24 protein-coding genes are annotated in these 22,478 nt (G+C 63.1%); 7 read left to right on the forward strand and 17 right to left on the reverse strand.

Annotation, left to right across the window (positions count from 1 at the left end; translation table 11 throughout):
* Nucleotides 1-36: 36 nt before the first annotated feature.
* The 4 genes from ACIQ2A_RS05890 to ACIQ2A_RS05905 all read right to left on the reverse strand — a co-directional run bounded on the left by ACIQ2A_RS05890 (nt 37) and on the right by ACIQ2A_RS05905 (nt 4,436).
* A complete protein-coding gene (locus tag ACIQ2A_RS05890; RefSeq protein ID WP_398476777.1) occupies nt 37-1,131 on the reverse strand; it encodes a serine/threonine protein kinase in 1,095 nt (364 codons plus the stop codon).
* Nucleotides 1,132-1,153: 22 nt separating this feature from the next.
* The gene (gene trmFO, locus ACIQ2A_RS05895) at nt 1,154-2,590 is read right to left on the reverse strand and encodes a methylenetetrahydrofolate--tRNA-(uracil(54)-C(5))-methyltransferase (FADH(2)-oxidizing) TrmFO (RefSeq protein ID WP_398476779.1); all 1,437 of its coding nucleotides are present in this window, start codon (nt 2,588-2,590) and stop codon (nt 1,154-1,156) included.
* Between the two features lie 178 nt (nt 2,591-2,768).
* Nucleotides 2,769-2,921, reverse strand: a complete 153-nt coding sequence (locus tag ACIQ2A_RS05900; protein WP_211908563.1) for a DUF1127 domain-containing protein — start codon at nt 2,919-2,921, stop codon at nt 2,769-2,771.
* Between the two features lie 615 nt (nt 2,922-3,536).
* Nucleotides 3,537-4,436, reverse strand: a complete 900-nt coding sequence (locus ACIQ2A_RS05905; RefSeq protein ID WP_398476781.1) for a DUF2189 domain-containing protein — start codon at nt 4,434-4,436, stop codon at nt 3,537-3,539.
* 351 nt (nt 4,437-4,787) lie between these two features.
* On the opposite strand from ACIQ2A_RS05905, the gene ACIQ2A_RS05910 reads away from it, so the two are divergent.
* Together ACIQ2A_RS05910 and ACIQ2A_RS05915 are read left to right on the forward strand one after the other, a co-directional pair.
* On the forward strand, nt 4,788-5,165 hold the full coding sequence (locus ACIQ2A_RS05910) for a DUF3597 domain-containing protein (protein WP_398476783.1): 378 nt from the start codon (nt 4,788-4,790) through the stop codon (nt 5,163-5,165).
* A gap of 112 nt (nt 5,166-5,277) precedes the next feature.
* Nucleotides 5,278-6,069 (forward strand): fumarylacetoacetate hydrolase family protein, encoded by a 792-nt coding sequence (locus ACIQ2A_RS05915; RefSeq protein WP_398476785.1) that lies wholly within the window; start codon nt 5,278-5,280, stop codon nt 6,067-6,069.
* A 60-nt stretch (nt 6,070-6,129) separates the two neighbouring features.
* On the opposite strand, the gene ACIQ2A_RS05920 is transcribed toward ACIQ2A_RS05915, so the two are convergent.
* Together ACIQ2A_RS05920 and ACIQ2A_RS05925 are read right to left on the reverse strand one after the other, a co-directional pair.
* Nucleotides 6,130-6,420: a GNAT family N-acetyltransferase gene (locus ACIQ2A_RS05920; RefSeq protein WP_398476787.1), complete on the reverse strand. Its 291-nt coding sequence runs from the start codon at nt 6,418-6,420 to the stop codon at nt 6,130-6,132.
* 79 nt (nt 6,421-6,499) lie between these two features.
* A complete protein-coding gene (locus tag ACIQ2A_RS05925; protein ID WP_398476789.1) occupies nt 6,500-7,135 on the reverse strand; it encodes an HAD-IA family hydrolase in 636 nt (211 codons plus the stop codon).
* A 201-nt stretch (nt 7,136-7,336) separates the two neighbouring features.
* Here ACIQ2A_RS05925 and ACIQ2A_RS05930 point away from each other — a divergent pair, with 201 nt between their 5' ends.
* A complete protein-coding gene (locus tag ACIQ2A_RS05930) occupies nt 7,337-7,855 on the forward strand; it encodes a hypothetical protein (RefSeq protein WP_398476791.1) in 519 nt (172 codons plus the stop codon).
* 54 nt (nt 7,856-7,909) lie between these two features.
* Complete coding sequence (locus ACIQ2A_RS05935; protein ID WP_398476793.1) at nt 7,910-8,050, forward strand: hypothetical protein; 141 nt, start codon at nt 7,910-7,912, stop codon at nt 8,048-8,050.
* A gap of 145 nt (nt 8,051-8,195) precedes the next feature.
* Here ACIQ2A_RS05935 and ACIQ2A_RS05940 read toward each other — a convergent pair whose 3' ends face one another.
* From ACIQ2A_RS05940 to ACIQ2A_RS05955, 4 genes are all read right to left on the reverse strand, one after another.
* Nucleotides 8,196-8,408, reverse strand: coding sequence for a type II toxin-antitoxin system HicA family toxin (locus ACIQ2A_RS05940; RefSeq protein WP_398476795.1), 213 nt, complete (start codon nt 8,406-8,408; stop codon nt 8,196-8,198).
* Entirely contained in the window at nt 8,405-8,557 is a 153-nt protein-coding gene (locus tag ACIQ2A_RS05945; RefSeq protein ID WP_398476797.1) for a hypothetical protein, read from the reverse strand. Before ACIQ2A_RS05945 ends, ACIQ2A_RS05940 begins: the two co-directional genes overlap by 4 nt.
* Nucleotides 8,558-8,671: 114 nt before the next feature.
* Nucleotides 8,672-11,656 carry an excinuclease ABC subunit UvrA gene (uvrA, locus tag ACIQ2A_RS05950; RefSeq protein ID WP_398476799.1) on the reverse strand — a complete coding sequence of 995 codons (2,985 nt, stop codon included), beginning with the start codon at nt 11,654-11,656 and terminating at the stop codon, nt 8,672-8,674.
* A gap of 229 nt (nt 11,657-11,885) precedes the next feature.
* The gene (locus ACIQ2A_RS05955; RefSeq protein WP_398476801.1) at nt 11,886-12,605 is read right to left on the reverse strand and encodes an outer membrane protein; all 720 of its coding nucleotides are present in this window, start codon (nt 12,603-12,605) and stop codon (nt 11,886-11,888) included.
* Between the two features lie 455 nt (nt 12,606-13,060).
* On the opposite strand from ACIQ2A_RS05955, the gene ACIQ2A_RS05960 reads away from it, so the two are divergent.
* Nucleotides 13,061-13,564: a single-stranded DNA-binding protein gene (locus ACIQ2A_RS05960; RefSeq protein WP_398476803.1), complete on the forward strand. Its 504-nt coding sequence runs from the start codon at nt 13,061-13,063 to the stop codon at nt 13,562-13,564.
* A gap of 177 nt (nt 13,565-13,741) precedes the next feature.
* Here the strand turns inward: ACIQ2A_RS05960 and ACIQ2A_RS05965 are convergent, their stop codons facing one another.
* From ACIQ2A_RS05965 to ACIQ2A_RS05990, 6 genes are read right to left on the reverse strand one after another with little or no spacing between them, the layout of a single operon-like run.
* On the reverse strand, nt 13,742-14,965 hold the full coding sequence (locus ACIQ2A_RS05965; protein ID WP_398476805.1) for an ABC transporter substrate-binding protein: 1,224 nt from the start codon (nt 14,963-14,965) through the stop codon (nt 13,742-13,744).
* A gap of 11 nt (nt 14,966-14,976) precedes the next feature.
* A complete protein-coding gene (locus tag ACIQ2A_RS05970) occupies nt 14,977-15,900 on the reverse strand; it encodes a branched-chain amino acid ABC transporter permease (protein ID WP_398476807.1) in 924 nt (307 codons plus the stop codon).
* Nucleotides 15,901-15,905: 5 nt separating this feature from the next.
* Complete coding sequence (locus tag ACIQ2A_RS05975; RefSeq protein WP_398476810.1) at nt 15,906-16,766, reverse strand: branched-chain amino acid ABC transporter permease; 861 nt, start codon at nt 16,764-16,766, stop codon at nt 15,906-15,908.
* Nucleotides 16,763-17,473, reverse strand: a complete 711-nt coding sequence (locus ACIQ2A_RS05980; RefSeq protein WP_398476812.1) for an ABC transporter ATP-binding protein — start codon at nt 17,471-17,473, stop codon at nt 16,763-16,765. The genes ACIQ2A_RS05975 and ACIQ2A_RS05980 overlap by 4 nt, the downstream gene beginning before the upstream one ends.
* Complete coding sequence (locus tag ACIQ2A_RS05985; protein ID WP_398476814.1) at nt 17,470-18,237, reverse strand: ABC transporter ATP-binding protein; 768 nt, start codon at nt 18,235-18,237, stop codon at nt 17,470-17,472. The genes ACIQ2A_RS05980 and ACIQ2A_RS05985 overlap by 4 nt, the downstream gene beginning before the upstream one ends.
* The gene (locus ACIQ2A_RS05990; protein ID WP_398476816.1) at nt 18,234-18,935 is read right to left on the reverse strand and encodes a TetR family transcriptional regulator; all 702 of its coding nucleotides are present in this window, start codon (nt 18,933-18,935) and stop codon (nt 18,234-18,236) included. Before ACIQ2A_RS05990 ends, ACIQ2A_RS05985 begins: the two co-directional genes overlap by 4 nt.
* 391 nt (nt 18,936-19,326) lie before the next feature.
* Between ACIQ2A_RS05990 and hutI the strand changes: the two genes are divergently transcribed.
* Together hutI and ACIQ2A_RS06000 are read left to right on the forward strand one after the other, a co-directional pair.
* Nucleotides 19,327-20,652 (forward strand): imidazolonepropionase, encoded by a 1,326-nt coding sequence (hutI, locus tag ACIQ2A_RS05995; protein WP_398476818.1) that lies wholly within the window; start codon nt 19,327-19,329, stop codon nt 20,650-20,652.
* Entirely contained in the window at nt 20,649-21,539 is an 891-nt protein-coding gene (locus tag ACIQ2A_RS06000) for an MBL fold metallo-hydrolase (RefSeq protein WP_398476820.1), read from the forward strand. The genes hutI and ACIQ2A_RS06000 overlap by 4 nt, the downstream gene beginning before the upstream one ends.
* 8 nt (nt 21,540-21,547) lie before the next feature.
* Here ACIQ2A_RS06000 and ACIQ2A_RS06005 read toward each other — a convergent pair whose 3' ends face one another.
* Nucleotides 21,548-22,438 carry a LysR family transcriptional regulator gene (locus ACIQ2A_RS06005; protein WP_398476822.1) on the reverse strand — a complete coding sequence of 297 codons (891 nt, stop codon included), beginning with the start codon at nt 22,436-22,438 and terminating at the stop codon, nt 21,548-21,550.
* Nucleotides 22,439-22,478: the final 40 nt, after the last annotated feature.

Here is a 22,478-nt window from a genome sequence, read left to right on the forward strand (position 1 = left end):
TGGATTGCTTCGCTTCGCTCGCAATGACGGAAAAGATTACGCCTGCGGCAGCTGCGTCTCGAAATTGAAACGATCGCGCAAGTTCTTCCGCGATTCCAGGATCGTTTTCAGGAATGCGCGATCGGCGTCGCTCTTCATCAGCGGCTCCAGCAGGTCGACCTGATTCATCGCCACCAGCTGCAGCACTTCGGTGCGGATCTTGCCGGACGCATCGCGTGGCAGCGCCGGGATCACCTGCAGATGTTCTGGCGCCTTCGCGATCTTTGCTGCGGCAAGCTCATTCTGAAGCTTTCCCTCGAGCGCGACTTCGTCCGCTTCCACGAACGCATACAGTCCGACGCCCGTGCGCCGATCCGCGAAGGCTACGATCGCCGCGTCGCGCACCGCCGGATTGCGCTTGATGATCTCCAGCAATGGCGGCGCGTCGTTGACCAGGCGCTTGCCGCCGCCTTCGCGGTCGGTGAAGTTGAAGATGCCGCGGGTGATGGCGCGATAGACCTTCTTGCCGGTCATCAGCCAGATCCGCGCCGGCAGCGACTTCTTCGACAGGATCTGCTTTTCCTTCGCCGTCAGAAGCTCCGGCGCATAAGTGCGCTTATGCTTGAGCAGATGGCGAAGGTCTTCATAGGCGGCGATGCGGAACAGCTGGCTGCGGCTCTTGAAGCAGACGGCGAGCTGGAAGTCGGTGAGATAGGCCAGACCGTCGCTACCCTGGAGCCAGTTCTGCTCCTTGGCGAGATCGTTGTGGCACACGCCCATGCGATGCAGCTTTCGCAGCGCCAGTTTTGCGGACTGGAAGTAGCGCGCATCGTTGTGCGGCTTAGCCAGATGCAGCGCGACGCCGTCGATGAAGCCGCGCACCAGCGTGCGCTTGCCGGCCCAGAGCAGTTCCGGCCCGACCTTGAGATCGCGCGCCAGCGTCAGCGCGCGGCGTTCGCGCGTGAACAGATGCAGCGCGAGGATGAACGACCACCACGGCACCTGATCGAGCCGGCGCAGCACCGCATCGACATCGCCGTCGCGGGTGCGAAAACGTCCGCGCTCGACGGTCGAAAATACGTCGCGCTTCAGCAATACGCCTTCGGTCCAGTGCTTGGACAGCGCAGCAGCATCCTGTTTGGGCAAGCTCATGACAGATCCAACCGAGCTTGCGTCAGGCCGCTGCCGCGACGGCAGGAAGCGTCGCCGCGATCCAGCCATCGAGATCGGCCAGCGCGCGGGCGCTCATCGCCTGCTTCTTGGCCACGGTCTTCTCGTTGCCACGCAGGCGCGAGCCGTCGGGCTTCTTGGTCGGCGGTGATTCCAGCGGCGGGAACAGGCCGAAATTGATGTTCATCGGCTGGAACGAGCGCGGGCCGGCATCCACGGTCTCGATATGGCCGCCAGTGATATGGCCGAGCAGCGACCCCAGCGCGGTGGTCGCCGGCGGCATGGCCAGCGACTGGCCCTTGGCTTCGGCCGCAGCGCAAAGCCCGGCGATCAGGCCGACGCTGGCGGATTCGACATAACCTTCGCAGCCGGTCATCTGGCCGGCAAAGCGCAGGCGTGGCTGGGCCTTGAGGCGCAGCTGCTCGTCGAGCAGCTTTGGCGAATTGAGGAAGGTGTTGCGATGCAGGCCGCCGAGGCGGGCGAATTCAGCATTCTGCAGGCCCGGAATCATGCGCAGCGCCGCCTGTTGCGGCCCATATTTCAGCTTCGTCTGGAAGCCGACGATGTTGTAGAGCGTGCCCAGCTTGTTGTCCTGGCGCAGCTGGACGATGGCGTAGGGCTTCACCAGCGGATCGCGCGGATTGGTGAGGCCCACCGGCTTCATCGGGCCATGCCGCAGCGTCTCGCGGCCGCGCTCGGCCATCACCTCGATGGGCAGGCAGCCGTCGAAATAGGGCGTATTCAGCTCCCATTCCTTGAAATCGGTCTTCTCGCCGGCCAGAAGCGCGTCGATGAAGGCCTCGTACTGCTCGCGGGTCATCGGGCAGTTGATGTAGTCGGCGCCGGTGCCGCCGGGCCCGACCTTGTCGTAGCGCGACTGGAACCAGGCGATCTCCATATCGATGGAATCTTTGTGCACGATCGGCGCGATGGCATCGAAAAAGGCCAGCGCATTCTCGTCGGTCAAAGCGCGGATGGAATCAGCCAGCGGCGCCGAGGTGAGGGGGCCGGTCGCAACGATGACATTCCGCCACTCCGTCGGCGGCAGGCCGGCGACTTCGGTGCGATCGATGGTGATGAGAGGATGGTCCTCCAGCGCCTTGGTCACGGCGTCCGAGAACGCGTCGCGATCCACAGCCAGCGCGCCGCCGGCAGGCACTTGGTTGGCGTCAGCACTGCGCATGATCAGCGAGCCCAGCTTGCGCATTTCGGCATGCAACAGGCCGACAGCGTTGTTCAGGGCGTCGTCGGAACGGAATGAATTGGAGCAGACGAGCTCGGCAAGGCCATCGGTACGATGGGCGTCGGTCGTCTTCACCGGGCGCATCTCGTGAAGTGTCACAGGAATGCCGGCATTGGCGACCTGCCAGGCGGCTTCAGAGCCTGCGAGGCCCGCGCCGATCACATGGACGCGGTCGTCTTGAATAGGGGCTATTGTCATGGCCCCGCATGTAGCGTGTTTCGAGCCGAAACGGAATTCGCTTTGGCTGGGTTCCGCAGGTTAGTCAGTGCTTTGCACTGGAGCTTCTGCAAGAAGGGCTGATCTGGCGCCACGATCGCGCCCGCTGGTGGCGGGCGCAATTCGTGAAACGTCGCGGACGGCGAGCCGTCCAGACGGATCAACCGTTGTAGGCACCGGAAGCAACGCGCGGAATGTCAGAGCGGTCGAGGCCGATGTCGGACAGTTCGCGATCGCTGAGCTGCGACAGCTCGGCAACATTGCGCTGATAGTCACGGAAAGCCTGGATCATACGGATAAGCGAGAGCAGCATTTTCTTTCTCCTTCAATCTGGCGATTCATCTCTTGAAGAGTTCCTCGCCGTTGAAGTGAATATAGATGACCACTTCGCAATGCGGCAGTTCAGATGTTGCGGTGCAGCTAAGCGATTTATGCATGCCTATGGCAAGAAGTGATTAACCTTTCGGCGCAGGGTGGCGTGGCTTCAGGCAGGGTGCGTATCCGGACACCGGGGCCGCGCGGATACCCGTTAATTAGTCGATTAAAGTACGGTTTTAAAGGGTTTCCGGCGCTTGTGGCGGGATCGTGATGGCGGCGTGGCCACAGGCTGGCGCAGGCCTGACGGGCCGTTAACAGCCAGCGCTAAGACATGCGCGAATCGCATATGGAGGATAGTTGTGAATTATAATTCATCTATTATGGGATCGATCTCGAGTAAGGATATCGAGCGAACAGGCGCTCAGCAGTTGTATCATTTCCCGCTTTGTTCTGCATGCCACTGCGCTAGCGGCCCTCGCATAGATTGCCGCCGCAGCCATTGATCGCCATATGCGAGCAGCGCCCGCAAAGACTGAATGAGGTGACGATTCGGGAACCCGGGACGCGTCGGCCCCGCAACACAGCCAGCCTCGCCGGGAACCCTGAATCGTCAGTCCTCGCGACCTCGAAACAGTGAGACCGGAAAATCGGCCGCATGGCGCTTCATCGGGTTGCGCTCCGGCATGACGGGTGGATTTGGATTGCGCTCCACCACCATTCGATAGAGATGCCAGCTGGCGTGGCCGAGCAACGGGATCACGACGGCAAGCCCGAGAAAGAAGGGCAGCGAGCCGAGCACGAGCAGCGCCGCAACCATGAAGCCCCAGATGGCCATGGTCACCGGATTGCGCGCGACCACGCGCAAGGACGTGGTGACGGCGTCCATCACACTGGCATGGCGATCCAGCATCAGTGGGAACGACACGGCGCTGACGCAGAGTGCGACAAGCGCGAACATCAGTCCGGTGCCACATCCGACCACGATGAGCTGCCAGCCTTGCGACGTCGTCAGCACCTCCGACACGAAGCTCGGAATGCCCGCTGCCGGCGCATTGCCGAAGGTTGAGACATAGATCGCCTGGGCCGTTGCGATCCAGGTGAGAAACAGCACCAGCAATGCGAGGCCGAGCGCCAGCATCGCGCCGAAGGAGGGAGAGCGCGTGACATCCAGCGCATGCCAGGCCGACGCATCCTCGCCAGTCTCGCGGCGGCGGCTCAGTTCATAGAGCCCGATGGCCGCGAACGGGCCGAGCAGGGCAAAGCCGGCTGCGAGTGGAAACAGCAGCGGCAGGATGGAATAGCCGAGCACGGTGCGGGCCAGCACGATGCCGATCACCGGATAGATCAGGCATAGCATGATGGCGTGACTGGGCACGGCCTTGAAATCTTCCCAGCCGAGACGCAGCGCGTCGCCGAGATCGGACGGCGTGACGGAATAGACGCGAGGCGCGGGGCTGATGTCGTCGATGCGGACAAGTTCAGTGGCATTGCCTGTGGTGGAGAGGGCCATGGTCGTTGCTCCCATTGTTCACGCGGCAACGTCACGCGCAGCAGGCGCGGCAGCCGCTCGGAAACCATCACGACGAAGTCAGACGCGCATGCAGAAAGAACTGACTTGCCGCGACCTGTGGGACCATCCTAGCGCGCGATGCGCAGTGCCGCTCTCACGCTTGGGTGAGGGTGCAGTGCAGTCGGCGTTTCGCCGCAATTGGAACGGAGTTTGAACGAGTCTCGTTATCCGTCGCCTCTGCCGCATTGGCAGCGGCGGGCAGCGGGGACATACTGCTATCCGGCGGTCATTCGCCGGTCATGTCTTGCGGCAATTCTTGCAGCCATCATCATAGTTATTGGGAGCGATAAAATGAGCATTTTCGGAAAGATCATGGGCGCGATTTTCGGCAGCAGCGCCAGCGCTGCGGCTCCCGACGCTGCACCCGCTGCTGGCGGCGCCGCAGCTCCGGCCGGCGGCGCTGCACCGGCGGCCACCGTGGACGTGGCGCCGATTCTCGACGCAGCCGTGAAGGCCAAGGGCGAGAAACTGGAATGGCGCACCTCCATCGTCGATCTGATGAAGGCGCTGGATATCGACAGCAGCCTCAGCGCCCGCAAGGAGCTGGCCAAGGAGCTGGGCTATACCGGCGACACCAGCGACAGCGCCAGCATGAATATCTGGCTGCACAAGCAGGTGATGACCAAGTTCGCCGCCAATGGTGGCAAGCTTCCGGACGATCTCAAATAAGGTTCTTCGCTACATCGCGAAACGAAAGGCCCGCGCTCGCGCGGGCCTTTTTGTTGTGGTATGCCAGACGACAAGAAAGCGCTCGCTCAAGCGGGCATAAGGGAGGACTATCATGGATCTGATTGATCGTCGGACACTCGTCGCTGGCGGCGCCGCTGCGCTGACCGCAACGGCCATCGGCGGCGAAGCCGCGCAGGCGCAGGCCGGTCCCAAGAGCATCTTCAAACTCGATGCGGTGACCATTCCCATCGTCGGCGAGACCGATGTCTTCCCCGTCCGCCGCAACTATTGCATCGGCCGCAACTACGCAGCGCATTCGCGCGAGATGGGCAGTGACCCCACCCGCGAGCCGCCCTTCTTCTTCCAGAAGCCGACCGATGCGATCCAGAATGTGAAAGTTGGCGAGGTGGCCGATCACCCTTATCCGTCGCTGACGAAGAACTATCACTATGAAGTCGAGCTGGTTGCCGCGCTCAAATCCGGCGGCACCAATATCCCGGTCGATCGAGCGCTCGATCATGTCTATGGCTACGCCCTCGGCCTCGACATGACCCGCCGCGACCTGCAGCGCGCCATGGGCGACGAGAAAAAGCCGTGGGAGATCGGCAAGAGCTTCGACCACGCTGCGGTCATCGGCCCGCTTCATCCAGTTGCGAAGACGGGGCACATGACGAAGGGTCCGATCTCGCTGGCTGTGAACGGCACGGTGAAGCAGACGTCCGATCTCGACAAGATGATCTGGAGCGTCGCCGAGCAGATCGCAAAACTGTCAGAGGCATTCGAGCTGAAGGCCGGCGACATCATCTATTCCGGCACGCCGGAAAATGTCGGCCCTGTGGTGAAGGGCGATGTGCTGCTGTGCAAGCTGCAGGGCTTGCCGGACATGTCGATCAAGATTGTCTGAGCGTTTACCCGTCATTGCGGGGCGCGCCACTTGGCGCGAACCCGGAATGACAGTCCGTGGCTAACCTTTGATATCCGCATGTTCCGGATGCCGGTCGAGATAATCGACCACGAAGCTACACCCGGCCACGACCTTGTGCCCATCCGCCCGGATCAATCCCAGCGCACCTTTCACAAGCACCGACGCGATGCCGCGACCGCGCGAGGCGGGCGGCGTTTCCGTATGGGTAATGATAACACGATCTCCAGCCAGGCGATAACTGGCGAAGGCGATGCGACCATCGACGTCCAGCTCGAAGCGGCCGGCGCTCTTGTTGTCGCGGACGGTGGAGGAGGCGAGGGTGTCGGTCATGAGAGGCTTTCCGATCGTAAGATGCGTGATCTGAAAGCTAAGCATGACCACCTGCGCAGGCAATGCGGCCGGATGCCGGTCAGATCCGCGGCGTGGTCAGGGCCACGGTGATATCGTCCATGCGTGAAAACATGAAAGTCGGCGCGCGTGCATCGAGCGCAGCCGCGCTCGTATAGCCCCAGGCAACTGCGCCGAAATCGATGCCGGCCTCACGCGCCGCATCGATGTCGCGGATCTCGTCGCCGATGGACAGCGTGTCATCCACGGAAATGCCGGTCAGTTCGAGGATGCGCTGGAATTTTGCGGTCTTGCCGAACAGGCCGGCGGCGCAGGCGAAGTGGGACACGTGGTCGTCGAGCGCACCCAGCACGTGCCGCACATTGTCCTCGGTGTCGGAACTGACCACGGCGATGGTGACGCCGCGGGCCTTCAGCTCGACGAACATGCGATCGACGCCGGGAAACAATGCGATACGGTCGATCTGCGCCGTCTTCATCTTGCGCATGTCGCGGATGATCAGTGGAATGCGCCATTTGGGAACGCCGAGCATCCGCACCAGCTCGCCGGCGCCGACGCTGCGCATCTCGTCGACACGGTCCTCGGTGACACGCTGAAACTTGTGCTTGTCAGCGACGCCATTGATGACGCTGAGAAACCACGGAAAACTGTCGGACAGCGTTCCGTCCATGTCGAAGATGGCGAGTTTGTACGGCATGTCACTGGAAAAGGGCGGCGAGGGGCTCGTCGCGCAACTGGTCATGAAAAGGCGGTGGAATCGAGGCCGCCCGCTGCGACAAGGATGACTGGATTGGGTGACGGCAGCAAGTCGCGGCTACGCGACGAAAGGATGCATGTTTGTCCGATCATCTGATAAAGTCAGTCAAAATAAGGAGCCCGCACTGGAGGCGACAGCGCAGTGGTCCTTCGGATCGATCAGATCAAGGCGTGTCCCGACGACGCGCTGTTCAAGCTTCTCGCGGGCGAATTGACCGAGCGTCTCGGCCCGAGCGAAGGCGACGATCTCGATGAATTTCTGACCCGGCTTTCGCAGATTCCCGTTGGGCTGCGCGCCATGGCAGCGGTCTATCAGCTCGACGTGAGCCTGACGCTGGACGATCTTGGCTGGCATTTTGCGAACTGGCACCACCGCGGCTATTCCGACGCGACGCTATTGGCGCTCGGTGAGTTGGGCGCGCGCGACCATGCCGCGATCTTCGCCGAGGCCTATCAGGCGGTGCAGCCATTCTGGGACGAGATCGGCGCTCTCTGCGCGCAGGACTTCGGAGACTTTGTCGAATGGTACCGTGATTCTGAGCTCGACCGACGGTTACTACCGCTGACGGAACGAATGTGGGATCTGCAGGACATCGACGGGGGGCTGCTGGGATTCTGGACGTCGTACGCGCGGCAGCATCCCGAACGGGTGTGCGAATAGCAGCAACGTGCTACCCCGGTCATCACAGCTTCACATCATCCGCAGGAGGCCGGCATGGCAGACGACAGACCGAACCAGAAAGGCCCCAACACCAAGAAGAAGCAGAAATGCAAGAATTGCGAAGGCAAGGGCTTGCTGAAGAAGGGCGACAAGGTCGTGAAGTGCCAGAGGTGTTATGGGACTGGGCTGAGGTGAGGGGCGCCGCTTAATGTGTAGCCCGCATGAGCGCAGCGACATGCCGGCTGGACCTATCACCGTGCAGCTTGTTCCCGCATATCGCTGAGCTCATGCGGGCTACGCGTTCTCGCTAGAAAGAAGAGAGCCGTGAACAGATCGGCTATCAAAGATCGTCCTCAGTCAAACCCGTGTGTTTCGCGATGCGCGATAGCATACGTGGACCGATTTCATCGCGATCATGAAAAGCGAATACAAAGTCCGGCCAGCCAATACGTTGCAGGGTACGATGGGAGCCGGTTTGCCGCTTGACGCTCCAGCCGATCCGCAAAAGCGCAGACAAGACTTGGTTGGCCTTAGCTGACGGCCACCGGCTCATGCCTCGGCAAACATGCCGGCAAGTTCAGGCGGCAACGGCTCGCCATTCTCGATTCTCTCAGCAACACTGCGCAATGCGAGTGCGGTGACCTTTGCACGCGCCTGTGCGTCGGTCTCGCCATAGCTCATCACGCCCGGTAATGCGGGCACTTCCGCAAGCCAGCGGCCATCAGTCTCGCATTCTGTTTCGATCCTGAGCATCTCGATACAGTATCACCGGAACGAAATTAACACCACCGCCTTGCGGAAGCTGGCGTCAAGTCTTTACTCCGCCGCCTCGCTCGTCGCCTTCCGCTTTTTCGGCTTCCCCGCCTTCGCCAGCACCGGCTTTAGGAATTGCCCCGTATAGCTCCGCGGTGCCTTGACGATATCTTCCGGCGGGCCCCAGGCGACCACTTCGCCGCCGCCGTCGCCGCCTTCGGGGCCGAGATCGATCACCCAGTCCGCGGTCTTGATGACTTCGAGATTGTGCTCGATCACCACCACCGTATTGCCTTGCTCCACCAGCTCATGCAGCACTTCGAGCAGCTTTGCGACGTCGTGGAAATGCAGGCCGGTGGTCGGCTCGTCGAGAATATAGAGCGTGCGGCCGGTGGCGCGCTTGCTCAGTTCCTTCGCGAGCTTCACGCGCTGCGCTTCGCCGCCTGACAGCGTTGTCGCCTGCTGGCCGACATGGATGTAATCCAGTCCCACGCGGTGCAAAGTTTTAAAAGTCTCGCGGACGCGCGGCACGGCCTTGAAGAAGTCGGCGGCTTCTTCCACGGTCATGTCGAGCACGTCGGCGATGGACTTGCCCTTGAACAGGACTTCCAGCGTCTCGCGATTGTAGCGCTTGCCCTTGCAGGTGTCGCAGGTGACATAGACGTCGGGCAGAAAGTGCATCTCGATCTTGATGACGCCGTCGCCCTGGCAGGCTTCACAGCGGCCGCCCTTGACGTTGAAGGAGAAGCGGCCGGCTTCATAACCGCGCGCCTTGGATTCCGGCAGGCCGGCAAACCATTCGCGGATCGGCGTGAAGGCGCCGGTATAGGTCGCGGGATTGGAGCGCGGCGTGCGGCCGATCGGCGACTGGTCGATCTCGATGATCTTGTCGATATGTTCGAGACCCTCGATGCGGTCATGCGGCGCCGCACCTTCGCTGGCGCCGTTCAGCTTGCGGGCGATCGCCTTGTAGAGCGTGTCGATCAGGAGCGTCGACTTGCCGCCGCCGGAGACGCCGGTGATGGCGGTGAACAGGCCGAGCGGCAGCTCCGCCGAGACGTTCTTCAGATTGTTGCCGCGCGCATTGATGACCTTGATGGTGCGGCGATGATTCGGCGGGCGGCGCTCGGGCACCGGCACCGACATCTCGCCGGTAAGATATTTGCCGGTCAGTGATTTCGGATTCTTCATCACCTCGGCAGGCGTGCCCTGGGCGACGATATTGCCGCCATGGGTGCCGGCGCCGGGGCCGACATCGACGACATAGTCCGCAGCGATGACCGCGTCCTCGTCATGCTCCACCACGATCACGGTGTTGCCGAGATCGCGCAGCCGCCGCAGCGTATCCAGCAGACGCGCATTGTCGCGCTGATGCAGGCCGATGGACGGCTCGTCCAACACATAGAGCACGCCCGTGAGGCCGGAGCCGATCTGCGAGGCGAGGCGAATGCGCTGGCTCTCGCCGCCGGACAGCGTGCCGGAAGAGCGGGCGAGGGTGAGATAGTTGAGGCCGACATCGAGCAGGAACGACAGCCGCTCGCGGATCTCCTTGAGGATGCGGACGGCGATCTCGTTCTGCTGCTTGTTGAGCAGGCCTGGCACGGTCTCGAACCAGTCGCCGGCCTTGCGCACCGACATTTCCGAGATATTGCCGATATGCATGCCGCCGATCTTGACGCTGAGCGCTTCCGGCTTCAGGCGATAGCCGTTGCAGGCATCGCAGGGCACGTCGGAAAAATACTTGCCGAGTTCTTCGCGCGCCCATTCGCTTTCGGTCTCGCGAAACCGGCGATCGATATTGGTGACGACGCCCTCGAACGGCTTTTTGGTGTCATAGGCGCGGACGCCGTCCTCATAGGAGAACTTGATCTCGTCGTCGCCGGAGCCGTGCAGCAAGGCGTTCTGCGTCTTTTTCGGCAGGTCCTTCCACTTGGTATCCAGTGTGAACTTGTAGAACTTGCCGAGCGCCGTCAGCGTCTGCACGTAATAAGGCGACGATGATTTCGCCCATGGCGCGATGGCGCCCTTGCGCAGCGTCAGCTCCTTGTCGGGAATGACGAGATCGGCATCGATGGTCTGCTCGACGCCGAGGCCGCCGCATTTCGGACAGGCGCCATAGGGATTGTTGAACGAGAACAGCCGCGGCTCGATCTCGGGGATGGTGAAGCCGGACACCGGACATGCAAACTTTTCCGAGAACAGGATGCGCTCGGCGCCGGTCTTGTCGTGAATCTTTGCGACCTTCTTCTTGCTGTCCTTGGTGGGCTCCTCGACGGCCGCCGCGGGCGCATCGGCGTATTCGATCACCGCAAGGCCTTCAGCGAGCTTCAGCGCGGTCTCAAAACTTTCCGCGAGGCGCTGGCCGATATCCGGCCGCACCACAATGCGATCGACGACCACATCGATGTCGTGCGGAAATTTCTTGTCGAGGGTCGGTGCTTCCGCGAGTTCATGGAATGCGCCATCCACCTTGATGCGCTGAAAGCCCTTCTTGAGATAGTCCGCAAACTCCTTGCGATACTCGCCCTTGCGGCCCCGCACCACCGGCGCCAGCAGATACAGTCGCGTGCCTTCCGGCAGCGCCAGCACGCGGTCCACCATCATCGACACCGTCTGGCTTTCGATCGGCAGACCCGTCGCCGGCGAATAGGGAATGCCGACGCGCGCCCACAGCAGGCGCATATAGTCGTAGATCTCGGTGACGGTGCCGACGGTCGAGCGTGGATTCTTCGAGGTGGTCTTCTGTTCGATGGAGATAGCGGGCGACAGGCCGTCGATCTGGTCGACATCCGGCTTCTGCATCATTTCGAGGAACTGGCGGGCGTAAGCGGAGAGCGACTCCACATAGCGACGCTGGCCTTCGGCATAGATCGTATCGAAAGCGAGGGAGGATTTGCCGGAGCCGGACAGGCCGGTGAACACCACGAGCTTGTCGCGCGGAATCGTCAGATCGACATTCTTGAGATTGTGCTCGCGCGCACCGCGAATGGTGATGCTGCGTGCGTTCGCGGCGGCCTGCTGCCGCTTCGCCTTGATGATCTCGTCCATCGCAATGCAATCCCCGGCACGCCGCGCGCGCCACAAGCGGGCGAATCTCCGGAGGGGCCGGGATCAACGCCGAATTGAGTGTTGCTGGAACATAGGAAGAACGGTAGTGGATTTCCAGTGCCCTGCAGCGATCTTCAAACGTTTTGTTGGGGGCGGGGTTGCGGCAACGCGCGACAAAAGAAAAAGGCCGGCATTGCTGCCGGCCTTTCGAGGTTGGTCTTCTGGAAACTCAGTACTTCGCGACGACCGGGCCACCCCAGTTGAAGCGGTAGTTCAGGCCGGCCTTGACGACGTGCTGGTCGTTCTTGGACGAGGCGCCTGCGATCAGGGCCGGGGCATTGATGGTGGTGCTGCCGAAATCGTAATACTGGTATTCGACCTTGCCCGACCAGTTCTGGGTGAACAGGTATTCGAGGCCAGCGCCGACGGTGTAGCCGCTCGACTTGGTGGTGGTGTCGAAGGCAGCCGAAAGGCCGACCGGAACGAACAGGGTTTCGGTGGCGTCCTGATAAGCCCAGCCGCCCTTCACGTAGAGCAGTGCCGGACCCCAGGTGTAGCCGAGACGACCGGTGACCGAGGCCAGGCCCTTCTGGTTCAGGTTGTAGCCGTAGCCCGACGGAGCGAACACGACGGTCGTGTTGTTGTTGCCAACCCAGCTGTACTGACCTTCCACACCGATCACCCAGTTCGGAGCGAACTGGTAGTCAGCGCCAACCTGCACGCCGCCGAGGAAGCGACCGTCGGAATTGTCCGAGGTGCCGCCGAAGCCGCTATTGCCGTTGAAGGCGCCACCGACATGACCGCCGATATAGAAGCCGGTCCAGTTATAGATCGGGGCAGCGACGTAAGCCGGAGCCTTGGTGTAGGGACGAGCGGCCAGATCGGCAGCGGAGGCGGAAGCAGCGCCGAGCACGGCGAAAGCGGCAGAGGCCAGCAAAATCTTCTTCATAGGAAACTCCCCAGTCTGCGGTTTCTGGCGAAACCAAATCCCCGGCGCGAGCGCCAAATTCATTCGATGATCGAAATATACGCGAGTCCGCCCAAAAAGCAGTCTCTCAAAAGTCACACTCGCATACGTTGTTCGCGGCAATCTAGATTAACAAAGAGTAAGCAAAAACAGCCGGGTAGATCGGTTGCACGATGGAACTGCGTGCCAAAGCGACCCGCCCGGCTTTCGGTCTGTGGCGGGGTACCGCCGAATTGCTGGTCGTACGACCAGCTTGAGAACGTAAAGAGAACGCGTTACAATAACTCGTCGTGGATAACCCATGCGGTGGGGACGTCCCGATGGTGCGGACCGTATAGGGTCGATCTCAGCAGCGGTTGCGCGCGGCCCGGCACCATGTGGCGGGCTTTGATGGTGGCATCCGATCAGCAATTCAGAGTCGAGAGTAGGAGAGTGGCATGGCGGGTAGCGTCAACAAGGTGATTTTGGTCGGCAATCTCGGCAAGGATCCCGAGGTTCGCCGCATGCAGAACGGCAATCCGGTGGTGAACCTGACGGTCGCGACCTCGGACACCTGGCGCGACAAGGGCACCGGCGAGCGCAAGGAAAAGACCGAGTGGCATCGCGTGGTGATCTTCAGCGAAGGCCTCGCCAAGGTTGCCGAGCAGTATCTGAAGAAGGGCGCCAAGGTTTATATCGAAGGCGCGCTGCAGACCCGCAAATGGACGGACCCGCAAGGCGCGGAGAAATACACCACCGAAATCGTGCTGCAGGGCTTCAACTCCACGCTGACCATGCTCGATGGCCGCAGCGGCGGCGGTTCGGGCGGCGGTGGCGGCTATGGCGGCGACGACATGGGCGACAGCTTTGGCGGTGGCCAGTCCAGCGCCCCGCCGCAGCGCCGCGTGGCCGCAGCACCTACCGGCGGCCGCAGCGACATGGATGACGACATTCCGTTCTGAGGCGCCGTGCACGACGCAGCGTCGCGGGGCCGGTGAAGCGCCGCGGGTGCTACGTTCGATCGCCGGCCGAGATCGTCCCGGTCAGGCAGACTGCCGGGCGACACAGCATCGATCTCGAACGGCAAAGGGGCGCGGGAACAGGTTTCCCGCGCCCCTTTGTTTCGCGTGTTTGTCTGTTTACTCGGCGCTGCTGGTGGTCGTCAGGATCGCGACGTCCTCGCCGCCCTTGATCTCGTACAGCGCGAAGTCGCGGCTCTTCAGCATGCCGTTGGGCAGGAAATCGGCCGACGAACTGGCGCCGTCATAATTGATCGCCTTGCCTTCGCCGATCAGCTTGGCGCCTTCGGCATAGGTGGTGACGCGTTCGCCGGGGCCGTTGGCGACCTTCATGATGTTGTCGGCGATGGCGCGGCCTTCGGTCGACTTGGCGGCGGTGATGCCGAGCAGTAGCAGGTTGATCTCGTCATAGGCGGCGCAGCCATACGGGAACTGGATCTGGCCGTTCGGCTTCGAGCCGACGAGGCGCAGATAGGCGTCATAGGTGTCTTTGCCGACCGGCGGCACCGGCGAGCCGTGCAGGATGCCGTCCGCTGCTGAACCGACGGCCTTCTTGAAGTCCGGGCCGACGGCGAAGGACAGTGCGAACACCTTGCCGGTGTAGCCGCCGCGGATCAGTTCGCGATACAGCGCAGTCATGTCGGTGACGTAACCGGCCAGGAACAGCGCCGGCGCCTTGCTGGAAATCAGCTTCTCGGCTTCGGCGCGATACGACACCTGGGTCGGGTTGTAGTAGAGCGGCTCGCCGACGATCTGGCCGCCCACTTTCTGCAGCGCTGCGCTGAACGAGGCGCCCATCGAGGCCGCAAAGTCGTTCTTCGGACCGGCGAACGCGATCTTGAGGAAGCCGCGCTTGACGGCGAGATCGGCGAGCGCCACGCACCAGGCTTTGTTGAGCGGCTGCAGGTTGAAGCAGAGGCGCTTCTTGTCGCCGTCCGGCAGATTGTCTGACGAGCCGCTGAACAGCTGCACGACATTGGCTTCCTGGCACAGCGGCTGGATGCCGATGGTTTCCGATGATGCCCAGGTGCCGATGATGGCCGAGACCTGGTCGGCATCGATCATCTTGCGCGCGGCGCGCACGGCGGCCTCGGGATTGGTCTGCGAGTCCTCGGCGATCAGTTCGATCTTGCGGCCCAGCACGCCGCCATTGGCGTTGACGAGGTCGACGACGGCGCGATGTGCCTTGGCCTTTTCCGGGCCATAGGGCGCACCGCCGCCGGTCAGCGGCGTCAGGCTGCCGATCTTGATCGGTCCGGTCTGCGCCACGCCGTAGCGGAGCAGAGCGGGCGTGGCGAGCGCGATGGTTGAGCCGGTAACGAACAGTCTGCGTGTGAGTTTCATCGATCCATTCCTTACGAGGTGGTGGTGCGGGAGGCGGCTTCTGCTGGCCGCTGAGAGGTTTCGGGCAGGAGTCCTTCCGGCCGGAAGCGGATCATCAGGATCAGGGCGACGCCGATGATGATGAAACGCAATGCGGAGATCTGCTCGGCGTCCAGCATGGTCAGCCACGGGCCGATGAAGCGGGTGCCTTCGTAGATGAAGACGACGGCGAGGGCGCCGAGCACCGAGCCGATCATGTTGCCGGCGCCGCCCACGATCACCGACATCCAGACCAGGATGGCGACCGGCGTGGTGAAGTTGTCCGGGGTGATCGTCTGGACGTAATGGGCATAGAGCGATCCGGCGCCGGCCATGATGGCGCTGCCGAGCACGAAGGCTTGCAGGCGGTAGACGAAGATGTTCTTGCCGAGCGTGGAGGGGACGAGATCGTCCTCGCGGATGGCGCGCAGCACGCGGCCATAGGGCGTGCGTGCGAGCCGCCACATCAGCAGGAAGACGATGACTGCCGCTACCGAGATGACGCCGAGCACGAACCACGCATTGCCCTGGCGGGAGAGGCCGGAGATCACCGGGCGGGTCAGGATGCTGAAACCGGCCGGGCCGCGGGTCAGCCAGTCTTCATTGTTGAAGACGAGGCGGATGGTCTCCGCAAAGCCGAGCGTGACGATGGCGAGGAAGTCACCGGATAACCGCAAAGACAGCAGCGCGACGAAGGCGCCGCCGATCGAGCCGACGATCATCGCGATCGCGAGGCCCGCGATGAACGGCATGTGGAAGGTCTCGGTGGCAATGCCGCTGGCATAGGCGCCGAGGCCGTAGAAGCCGACCACGCCGAAATTGATCAGGCCGGTGAGGCCGAATTGCAGGTTCAAGGCAAGCGCGAGGATCGTGTAGATGCCCGCGACGGTGAGGATGGCGACGAGATAGCTTTCCATGGCGATTACTTCCGGTCCACCTTGTCACCCAGCAGGCCCTGGGGCCGCAGGATCAGAACGATTGCGATGACCGCAAAGCCGACCGCGCCTTTGTAGGTGGGCGCCAGGAATGCGACGGTGAGTTCTTCGGCGCCGCCGATCAGGATCGCGCCGAGCGCTGCGCCGATCGGCGAGCCGAGGCCGCCGACGATGGCTGCGGCGATGATGGGAATCGTGACGGCCCAGTTCAGGTTCGGATCGATGGCGAGATCGACGCCGACCAGCGTGCCGGCAAGGCCGAGCATGGCGCCGGCAATGGCGATGCCGAAGGTTTCGACGCGGCCGACCGGCAGGCCGCGCACATTGGCAAGCGACGGATTGTCGGCGACAGCGCGCAGCGCGCGGCCGAGCGGGGTGAAGATAAGGATGGCACCCACGGCCAGGATCGCGAGCAGCGACACCGAGACCACGGCGATCGTTTCGCGCGTGATGCGGATGCCGGCGATCACGATCGGTCCGGTCAATGGCAGGTCGAAGCTCTTGAGCTGTGCGCCATAGATGAAGCGCATGATGTTTTCGAGCACGAAGGACAAAGCGATCGACACCAGCAGAAGCGTGCCGCCGCTGCGCCCGCGCAGCGCGCGGAAGACGAGGCGGTCGCTGATCGCGAAAGCAATCGCGCAGACGATCATGGCGCCGATACCCGACAGCCAGATCGGCAGGCCAAGGGGGACGTTGAAGGTCCAGGCGGCGAACGCGCCGATGGTGACGAAGCCGCCGACCGCGAAATTGGCGTAGCGGAACAGCGTGAAGACGAGGGTGAAGGCGACGGCTCCGGGCGCGACGATGGCGGCGCTGGCGAGCGTGTTGATGATCATTTGTATCATGCGGCGTGACCAAAAAAGAGGGCGCCGAAATCGGGTTCGTCGGCAAGGGCGGCGGCAGGGCCCTCGCGGACCACGCGGCCATCGACCAGGACGAGGGCACGGTCGGCGCGTTGAAGCGCAGCACGGGCGTTCTGCTCGACGATCAGGATGCCGAGATTGGCGGAGGCTGCGAGCTGGCGCAGCGTGTCGAGCATATCGCCGACCAGCAGAGGGGACAGACCGGCGGTCGGTTCGTCCACCAGCAGCACGCGGGGACGCGCCATCAGCGCCATGCCGAGGCCGACCATCTGCCGCTGGCCGCCCGACAGGCCGCCGGCACGCTTGTGCATGTAGTCGCGGATCGTGGGGAGCAGCGTCACCACTTCGTCGCGACGCGCGGCGATATCGCGATGTCCCCAGGCGCTGACGGCAAGATTTTCCGACACCGACAGCGTACGAAACACATTGCGCTCCTGCGGCATGAATACCGCCCCGGCCTGTGCGCGCCCCGAAGGCTGCAGCGGGACCAGGTCCTTGCCGTCAAGTTCGAGCGTGCCGCCGGTGACATTGGCGACACCCGCGATGGATTTCAGCAGCGTCGACTTGCCGGCGCCGTTCGGGCCGACCAGCGCGACCATCTCGCCGGGCGCGAGGGCAAGATTGACACCGTGGACGATGTCGCCACCGCCATAACCGGCGCACAGGTCTTTGAGGAGAAGAAGGGTCATGCGGCTTGCCCGAGATAGGAGGCGACGACGGCGGGATCGGACGCGACGTGTTCGAAGCTGCCTTCGGCCAGCACCTTGCCCGACGCCATCACGACCACGCGCGAGGAAAGATTGCGGATGAATCCGATATTGTGCTCGATGATGAGGAAGGTCTTGCCGTGGTCGCGGTTGAGCCGCTGGATCAGCAGCGCGATCTCCTCGACCAGATGCGGCGCCACGCCGGCGGCGATCTCGTCGAGCAGGATGGTGTCGGCCTCCGCCATCAGGCAGCGCGCCAGTTCAAGCAGCTTCTTCTGGCCGCCGGACAGCGTGGCGGCCGGCTTGGATTCGTGAGCCGATAGCGACACCAGCGACAGGACCTCGCGAGCGCGTGCGGTGATCGCGCGCTCGGCGGCGCGCGTGGCGCCCGGCCGGAACAGCGCAGCGGTGAGCGATTCCCCGACATTTCCGCGTGCAGCGAGCTGGACATTTTCGAGAACGGTCAGCTTGTCGAGTTCGCGCGCAAGCTGAAAGGTCCGCACAAGGCCGAGCCGCGATAGCCGATGGGGCGGCAGGTTGATGGCGTCCACGCCGTTGACGGCGAGACTGCCGGAATCGGCCTTGAGTACGCCGGACAGCAGGTTGAACAGCGTGGTCTTGCCAGCGCCGTTCGGGCCGATCAGACCGACGATCTGGCCGGCATCGACTGTGAACGATACGTTGTCGACGACGGTCGTTCCGGAAAAGCTCTTGGTGAGGCCGCTGGCCACGAGGCGCGGGGTCATTTCTTGCGGCTCCTTGTCGCTTTCACGGCAGTTGTCTTGCCGGCGCGGCGGGCAGGGACGCGTGCTTCCGTCTGCAGTAATGCCTCGATCGCCGTGGTCAGCGACGCCAGCACATCGCGCACCCGCGCTTCGTCCGGCTTGATATTGTCCTGGATACGCAGCCCGCGCAGCGTCGAGACGATGAGCGTGATGATGACGCGGATCCGTTCCGGAGGCAGGCCGGACGACTGGAAGGCCTGGATCCCGAGGTCCTCGTAGGAGGCGAACAGGTCGGTGAGGATGCGGTTGACCGCTTCGCCGATACGCGTTTCCGAGCGGCCCGACACCATGAGGTCGAGCATCGTGACCAGCGCGTTGGCGCGGAAGACTTCATCGTAGAGGCGCCCGACAAAGGCGGCGACATCGGTGCGGCCATGACTCACATCGTCGGCGAGGCCGGCCACGATGTCGCGCGCGCGCTGCCAGAAATGCGCGGCGGTATCGACGATCAGGGCATCGCGGGTCGGATAGTGATGCAGCATCGCGCCGCGCGAGACGCCGCAGCGAAGGGCGATCGCCGCCGCGGAGGCGGCCTCGACGCCGACTTCGGCGATCAATTGCTCGGTGGCGGCACGCAGGCGCGCGCGCATCATCGCGCCTTTGACCTCGCGGCCGTCGGTGGCCTCGGGGTCTTCCTTGAAGGTAGCCGTATTGTTCATGTCCCGGAACTTGGCACGGCACACTTCAATCTCGGGAGCAAAAAAAGCAGGCGTGCTTGCTTGTTTTTTGAACGATAGCTTTTCTTCAAAGCATTGACCGTCCTGCCGGCGGAGATCATGCGGAGAATAAATCAGTTGTCTTTCACGATATGACAGCAATTCTATGCGCCTAACATTTGTTCAGTCGAGTAAAACGTCCTGCGAATTCTTGACATGACTGACGAAGCGCGCGTGTGATCACTAGTTAATACTTACGTTATTTCCAAACGAAGTGTATTTCAACTCGAACAGTTCGAATTTTCACTTGTTTGCGCGCGGGACGGAGCGGGTTGTAAGCAGGATGCGTCGACCCGGTCGTCGGCCACGCAACGTTTCTGAACTGGAATCTTCCATGCGCCTCTCGCAAATGAGCCTCCGGCCACCGGAGTCATTTGCCGATGCGGTGCCCGCCGATCTCATCATCACGGGCGCGCGTCAGGTTGTTCTCTGCGATCCGACCAGAGCGGATGGCATTGGTGTCATCGATCATGGCGCGGTTGCCATTCGCGGTGACAGTATTGTTGCCGTGGGCGCAAGCGACGAGGTGGCGGCGCTGCACGGCACGGGCACACGCGTGATTGACGCCGGCGGCGGCATCGTGACGCCGGGGCTCGTCGATTGCCATACGCATCTGATCTTTGCCGGCGATCGCGCGCAGGAATACTACAGGCGCAGCGAGGGGCTCGATGATCGCGGCCTCACCGCCGCCGGCATCGCATGGGGCGTGCCGTTGTCGAAGACGCGGAATGTCGGCCTGTCGGTCGACGATCTCGTCGCTGCATCCATCGCGCGGGCACGCAGCATGCTGGCCTGCGGCACCACGACCATCGAGACGAAATCCGGTTACGGCCTCGATCATGCGAGCGACATCGCTTCGCTGGAGGCGGCGCAGCAGATCGCCGCACAGACGGGTCTCGACATCGTCGGCACCTATCTTGGTGCCCATGCGCGACCGGCGGAGCATGCCGATCGCTATCTCGACGCGATGATCCGCGAGACGATCCCCGCAATCGCCGAACGGAAGCTGGCCGATTTCTGCGACGTCTATGTCGATCCCGACGTCTTCACCGTCGCTGAATGCGGTCGGGTGCTGGCGGCGGCGGCCGATCTCGGCCTCGGCGCCAAGCTGCATACCGATGCGCGCGTCAATGTCGGTGGTGCGCGACTCGCGGCCGAAATGCGCGCGGCGTCCGTCGATCACGGCAACATGCTGAGCGACGACGACCTGCGTGTGCTTGCCGATGCCGGCACCGCTGTCGCGTTCTTTCCCGGCTTCGACTGGGCGGTCAATCATCCGCGCCCCGTCGACGGCAAGCGTCTCGTCTGTTCAGGCGTCGATGTCGCGGTCGCCACCGATCTCTGTCCGGTATGCTGGCATCTGTCGCAGCAGGCCAGCATGGGCTTTGCCTGTCGATTGTCGGGGCTGACGCCCGAGCAGGCGCTGCTCGGCGTGACGCTCAACGCCGCCAGGGCGATCCGGCGCGCCGATCGCATCGGCTCGATCGCGCCGGGCAAGCAGGCCGACCTCGTCGTGTTCGACGTGCCGGACTACCGGCAACTCGCGTTCCGCTTCGGCGCCAACTCGGCGCGGTGGGTCATCAAGAATGGAAGCATCCTCGTGGACGGCAGTGTCCACGCCGGGAATTCGCCTCTCAGCAACGATCGGACAGCATCATGAAAGACAGAATGGACGAAGGCCTGTGGGCGTGGCGCCAGACCGAGAACCACAACCACATGATCGAGATGCAGGCGACGTCGCCTGCGCCGGTCGCCGATGGCGCGGTCGAGCTCGCCTTCTTCGGCGGCTCGGCGTTCCGCATCACGTCGCCGTCGGGACTGACCATGATGGTCGATCCCTGGCGCAATCCGCCATGGGGCACCTGGAACTGGTATCTTTACGACTTCCCGAAAGTCGCGGTGGATATCGCACTATCGACCCACGCGCATTTCGACCATGACGCCGTTCATGTGCTGACGGCCAACACCATCCTCGATCGCCTGATCGGCACCTATCAGTTCGCCGACGTGAAGATCACGGGCTTCGCCGACAAGCACGTCTCGGACAGCACGCACAATGCCTATGACTGGGCCGAGATGACGCGGCGGCTGTCGCCGATGAAGACCAATCCGCCGGACAATTGCCGCTCGTTCGACAACTGCATGCTGCTGATCGAGGTCGGCGGCCTGCGCATCCTGCACTGGGGTGACAACCGGCCCAATCCGCCGGACAGCATCTGGGACATGATCGGCGAGGTCGACGTCGCGCTGCTGCCGGTCGATGGCTCCTATCACGTGCTCAGCGCGGCGCAGGTCGATGCGGTGGCCGAACGCCTGAAGGCGAAGCTGATCGTGCCACATCACTACGGCATCTGGGATGTGACCACGCGCGGCTCGACACTCCTGCCGCCTGACGAATGGGTCAACGGGCGCAAGGATTCGATCTGGGCAGACAGCGGGGCAGTGCGACTGACGCCGGACTTTGTGAAGCAGCAGTCTGGCCGCGTGTTCTGCTTCGGCGAGCATGTCGCCTTCGACAAGAAGGTCGCGCGCGGCATCGGCGCATAGACGCGCAGTCACGCAACCGCGCGTTCGGCGGCGGTGTGCCAGACGATCTCGGCGGCATGCGAGGCGAAGCCGCCCGCGCGCCGCGCAAGGCATATGCTGCGCGGGAAGCCGGGCGCCAGCGGCACCACGGCCACCCCGGCATGAGTTTCCGGCACCGCCATCTCGGCGATGATGGAGACGCCCATGCCGGCGCGCACCATTGCGAGGATCGAGGTGATCTGCTGGATCGCGTGATGGATGACCGGCTCGTGCCCGCTGCGGGCGAACCAGGCGCGGATCAGCGGCTCACTGCCGCCTTTCGACAGGATGAAGGGCGGCATCGACAGCGCCTTGGCGTCGAGTGTCGTGCGCTGCGCTAGAGCATCTTTCATGCGCACCAGCGCGACGAGACGGTCGCGCGCGAGCGGCATCAGTTCCAGATCCGGATCGTCGTTCTCGATGACGATGGCAAAGTCCACCAGCCCGTCGCGTAACGCCTGCAACGCCGGCTGATCGGTACGTTCGGTGATCTCGACCAGCACGCCGGAGCGCCGCCGCGCCACCGCGGCGACGAGGCCTGGCAGGATATGCGTGGATGCAGAGGCGCCGAAGGAGGCGATGCGGACGAGGCCGCTGCCATGGGCACGGCTGTCCTGCAGGCGGCGCACGGTCTGTTGCGCCAGCTCGTCCTGGCGCAGCGCATGGTCGGCGAGTATGCGGCCTTCCGCGGTGAGCGCCGCCGGCCGCCGGCCGCGAATGACCAGGGCAAGGCCGCAGATTTCCTCGGCGCGCGCGATCGCCTTGCTGGCGGCCGGCTGGCTGACATTCAGCGCCCGCGCCGCCTCGGAGAAATTGCCGGACTGGTCCAGCAGCGGCAGCAGCCGCAGCGCCAGCGGTGGTATGTCTGCGACCATATCCATCACGTAATATAACCTTGGGTTATTGTATCATTCTCTATCA

The sequence above is a fragment of the Tardiphaga sp. genome, assembly GCF_044336785.1.
GTDB lineage: Bacteria > Pseudomonadota > Alphaproteobacteria > Rhizobiales > Xanthobacteraceae > Tardiphaga.

Bases quoted from the DNA above. Each gene is read 5' to 3' on its own strand.
- ACIQ2A_RS05890 (WP_398476777.1), bottom strand. From the start codon at position 1,131: ATGAGCTTGCCCAAACAGGATGCTGCTGCGCTGTCCAAGCACTGGACC.
- trmFO (WP_398476779.1), bottom strand. From the start codon at position 2,590: ATGACAATAGCCCCTATTCAAGACGACCGCGTCCATGTGATCGGCGCG.
- ACIQ2A_RS05900 (WP_211908563.1), bottom strand. From the start codon at position 2,921: ATGCTGCTCTCGCTTATCCGTATGATCCAGGCTTTCCGTGACTATCAG.
- ACIQ2A_RS05905 (WP_398476781.1), bottom strand. From the start codon at position 4,436: ATGGCCCTCTCCACCACAGGCAATGCCACTGAACTTGTCCGCATCGAC.
- ACIQ2A_RS05910 (WP_398476783.1), top strand. From the start codon at position 4,788: ATGAGCATTTTCGGAAAGATCATGGGCGCGATTTTCGGCAGCAGCGCC.
- ACIQ2A_RS05915 (WP_398476785.1), top strand. From the start codon at position 5,278: ATGGATCTGATTGATCGTCGGACACTCGTCGCTGGCGGCGCCGCTGCG.
- ACIQ2A_RS05920 (WP_398476787.1), bottom strand. From the start codon at position 6,420: ATGACCGACACCCTCGCCTCCTCCACCGTCCGCGACAACAAGAGCGCC.
- ACIQ2A_RS05925 (WP_398476789.1), bottom strand. From the start codon at position 7,135: ATGCCGTACAAACTCGCCATCTTCGACATGGACGGAACGCTGTCCGAC.
- ACIQ2A_RS05935 (WP_398476793.1), top strand. From the start codon at position 7,910: ATGGCAGACGACAGACCGAACCAGAAAGGCCCCAACACCAAGAAGAAG.
- ACIQ2A_RS05940 (WP_398476795.1), bottom strand. From the start codon at position 8,408: ATGAGCCGGTGGCCGTCAGCTAAGGCCAACCAAGTCTTGTCTGCGCTT.
- uvrA (WP_398476799.1), bottom strand. From the start codon at position 11,656: ATGGACGAGATCATCAAGGCGAAGCGGCAGCAGGCCGCCGCGAACGCA.
- ACIQ2A_RS05955 (WP_398476801.1), bottom strand. From the start codon at position 12,605: ATGAAGAAGATTTTGCTGGCCTCTGCCGCTTTCGCCGTGCTCGGCGCT.
- ACIQ2A_RS05960 (WP_398476803.1), top strand. From the start codon at position 13,061: ATGGCGGGTAGCGTCAACAAGGTGATTTTGGTCGGCAATCTCGGCAAG.
- ACIQ2A_RS05965 (WP_398476805.1), bottom strand. From the start codon at position 14,965: ATGAAACTCACACGCAGACTGTTCGTTACCGGCTCAACCATCGCGCTC.
- ACIQ2A_RS05970 (WP_398476807.1), bottom strand. From the start codon at position 15,900: ATGGAAAGCTATCTCGTCGCCATCCTCACCGTCGCGGGCATCTACACG.
- ACIQ2A_RS05975 (WP_398476810.1), bottom strand. From the start codon at position 16,766: ATGATACAAATGATCATCAACACGCTCGCCAGCGCCGCCATCGTCGCG.
- ACIQ2A_RS05980 (WP_398476812.1), bottom strand. From the start codon at position 17,473: ATGACCCTTCTTCTCCTCAAAGACCTGTGCGCCGGTTATGGCGGTGGC.
- ACIQ2A_RS05985 (WP_398476814.1), bottom strand. From the start codon at position 18,237: ATGACCCCGCGCCTCGTGGCCAGCGGCCTCACCAAGAGCTTTTCCGGA.
- ACIQ2A_RS05990 (WP_398476816.1), bottom strand. From the start codon at position 18,935: ATGAACAATACGGCTACCTTCAAGGAAGACCCCGAGGCCACCGACGGC.
- hutI (WP_398476818.1), top strand. From the start codon at position 19,327: ATGCGCCTCTCGCAAATGAGCCTCCGGCCACCGGAGTCATTTGCCGAT.
- ACIQ2A_RS06000 (WP_398476820.1), top strand. From the start codon at position 20,649: ATGAAAGACAGAATGGACGAAGGCCTGTGGGCGTGGCGCCAGACCGAG.
- ACIQ2A_RS06005 (WP_398476822.1), bottom strand. From the start codon at position 22,438: ATGGATATGGTCGCAGACATACCACCGCTGGCGCTGCGGCTGCTGCCG.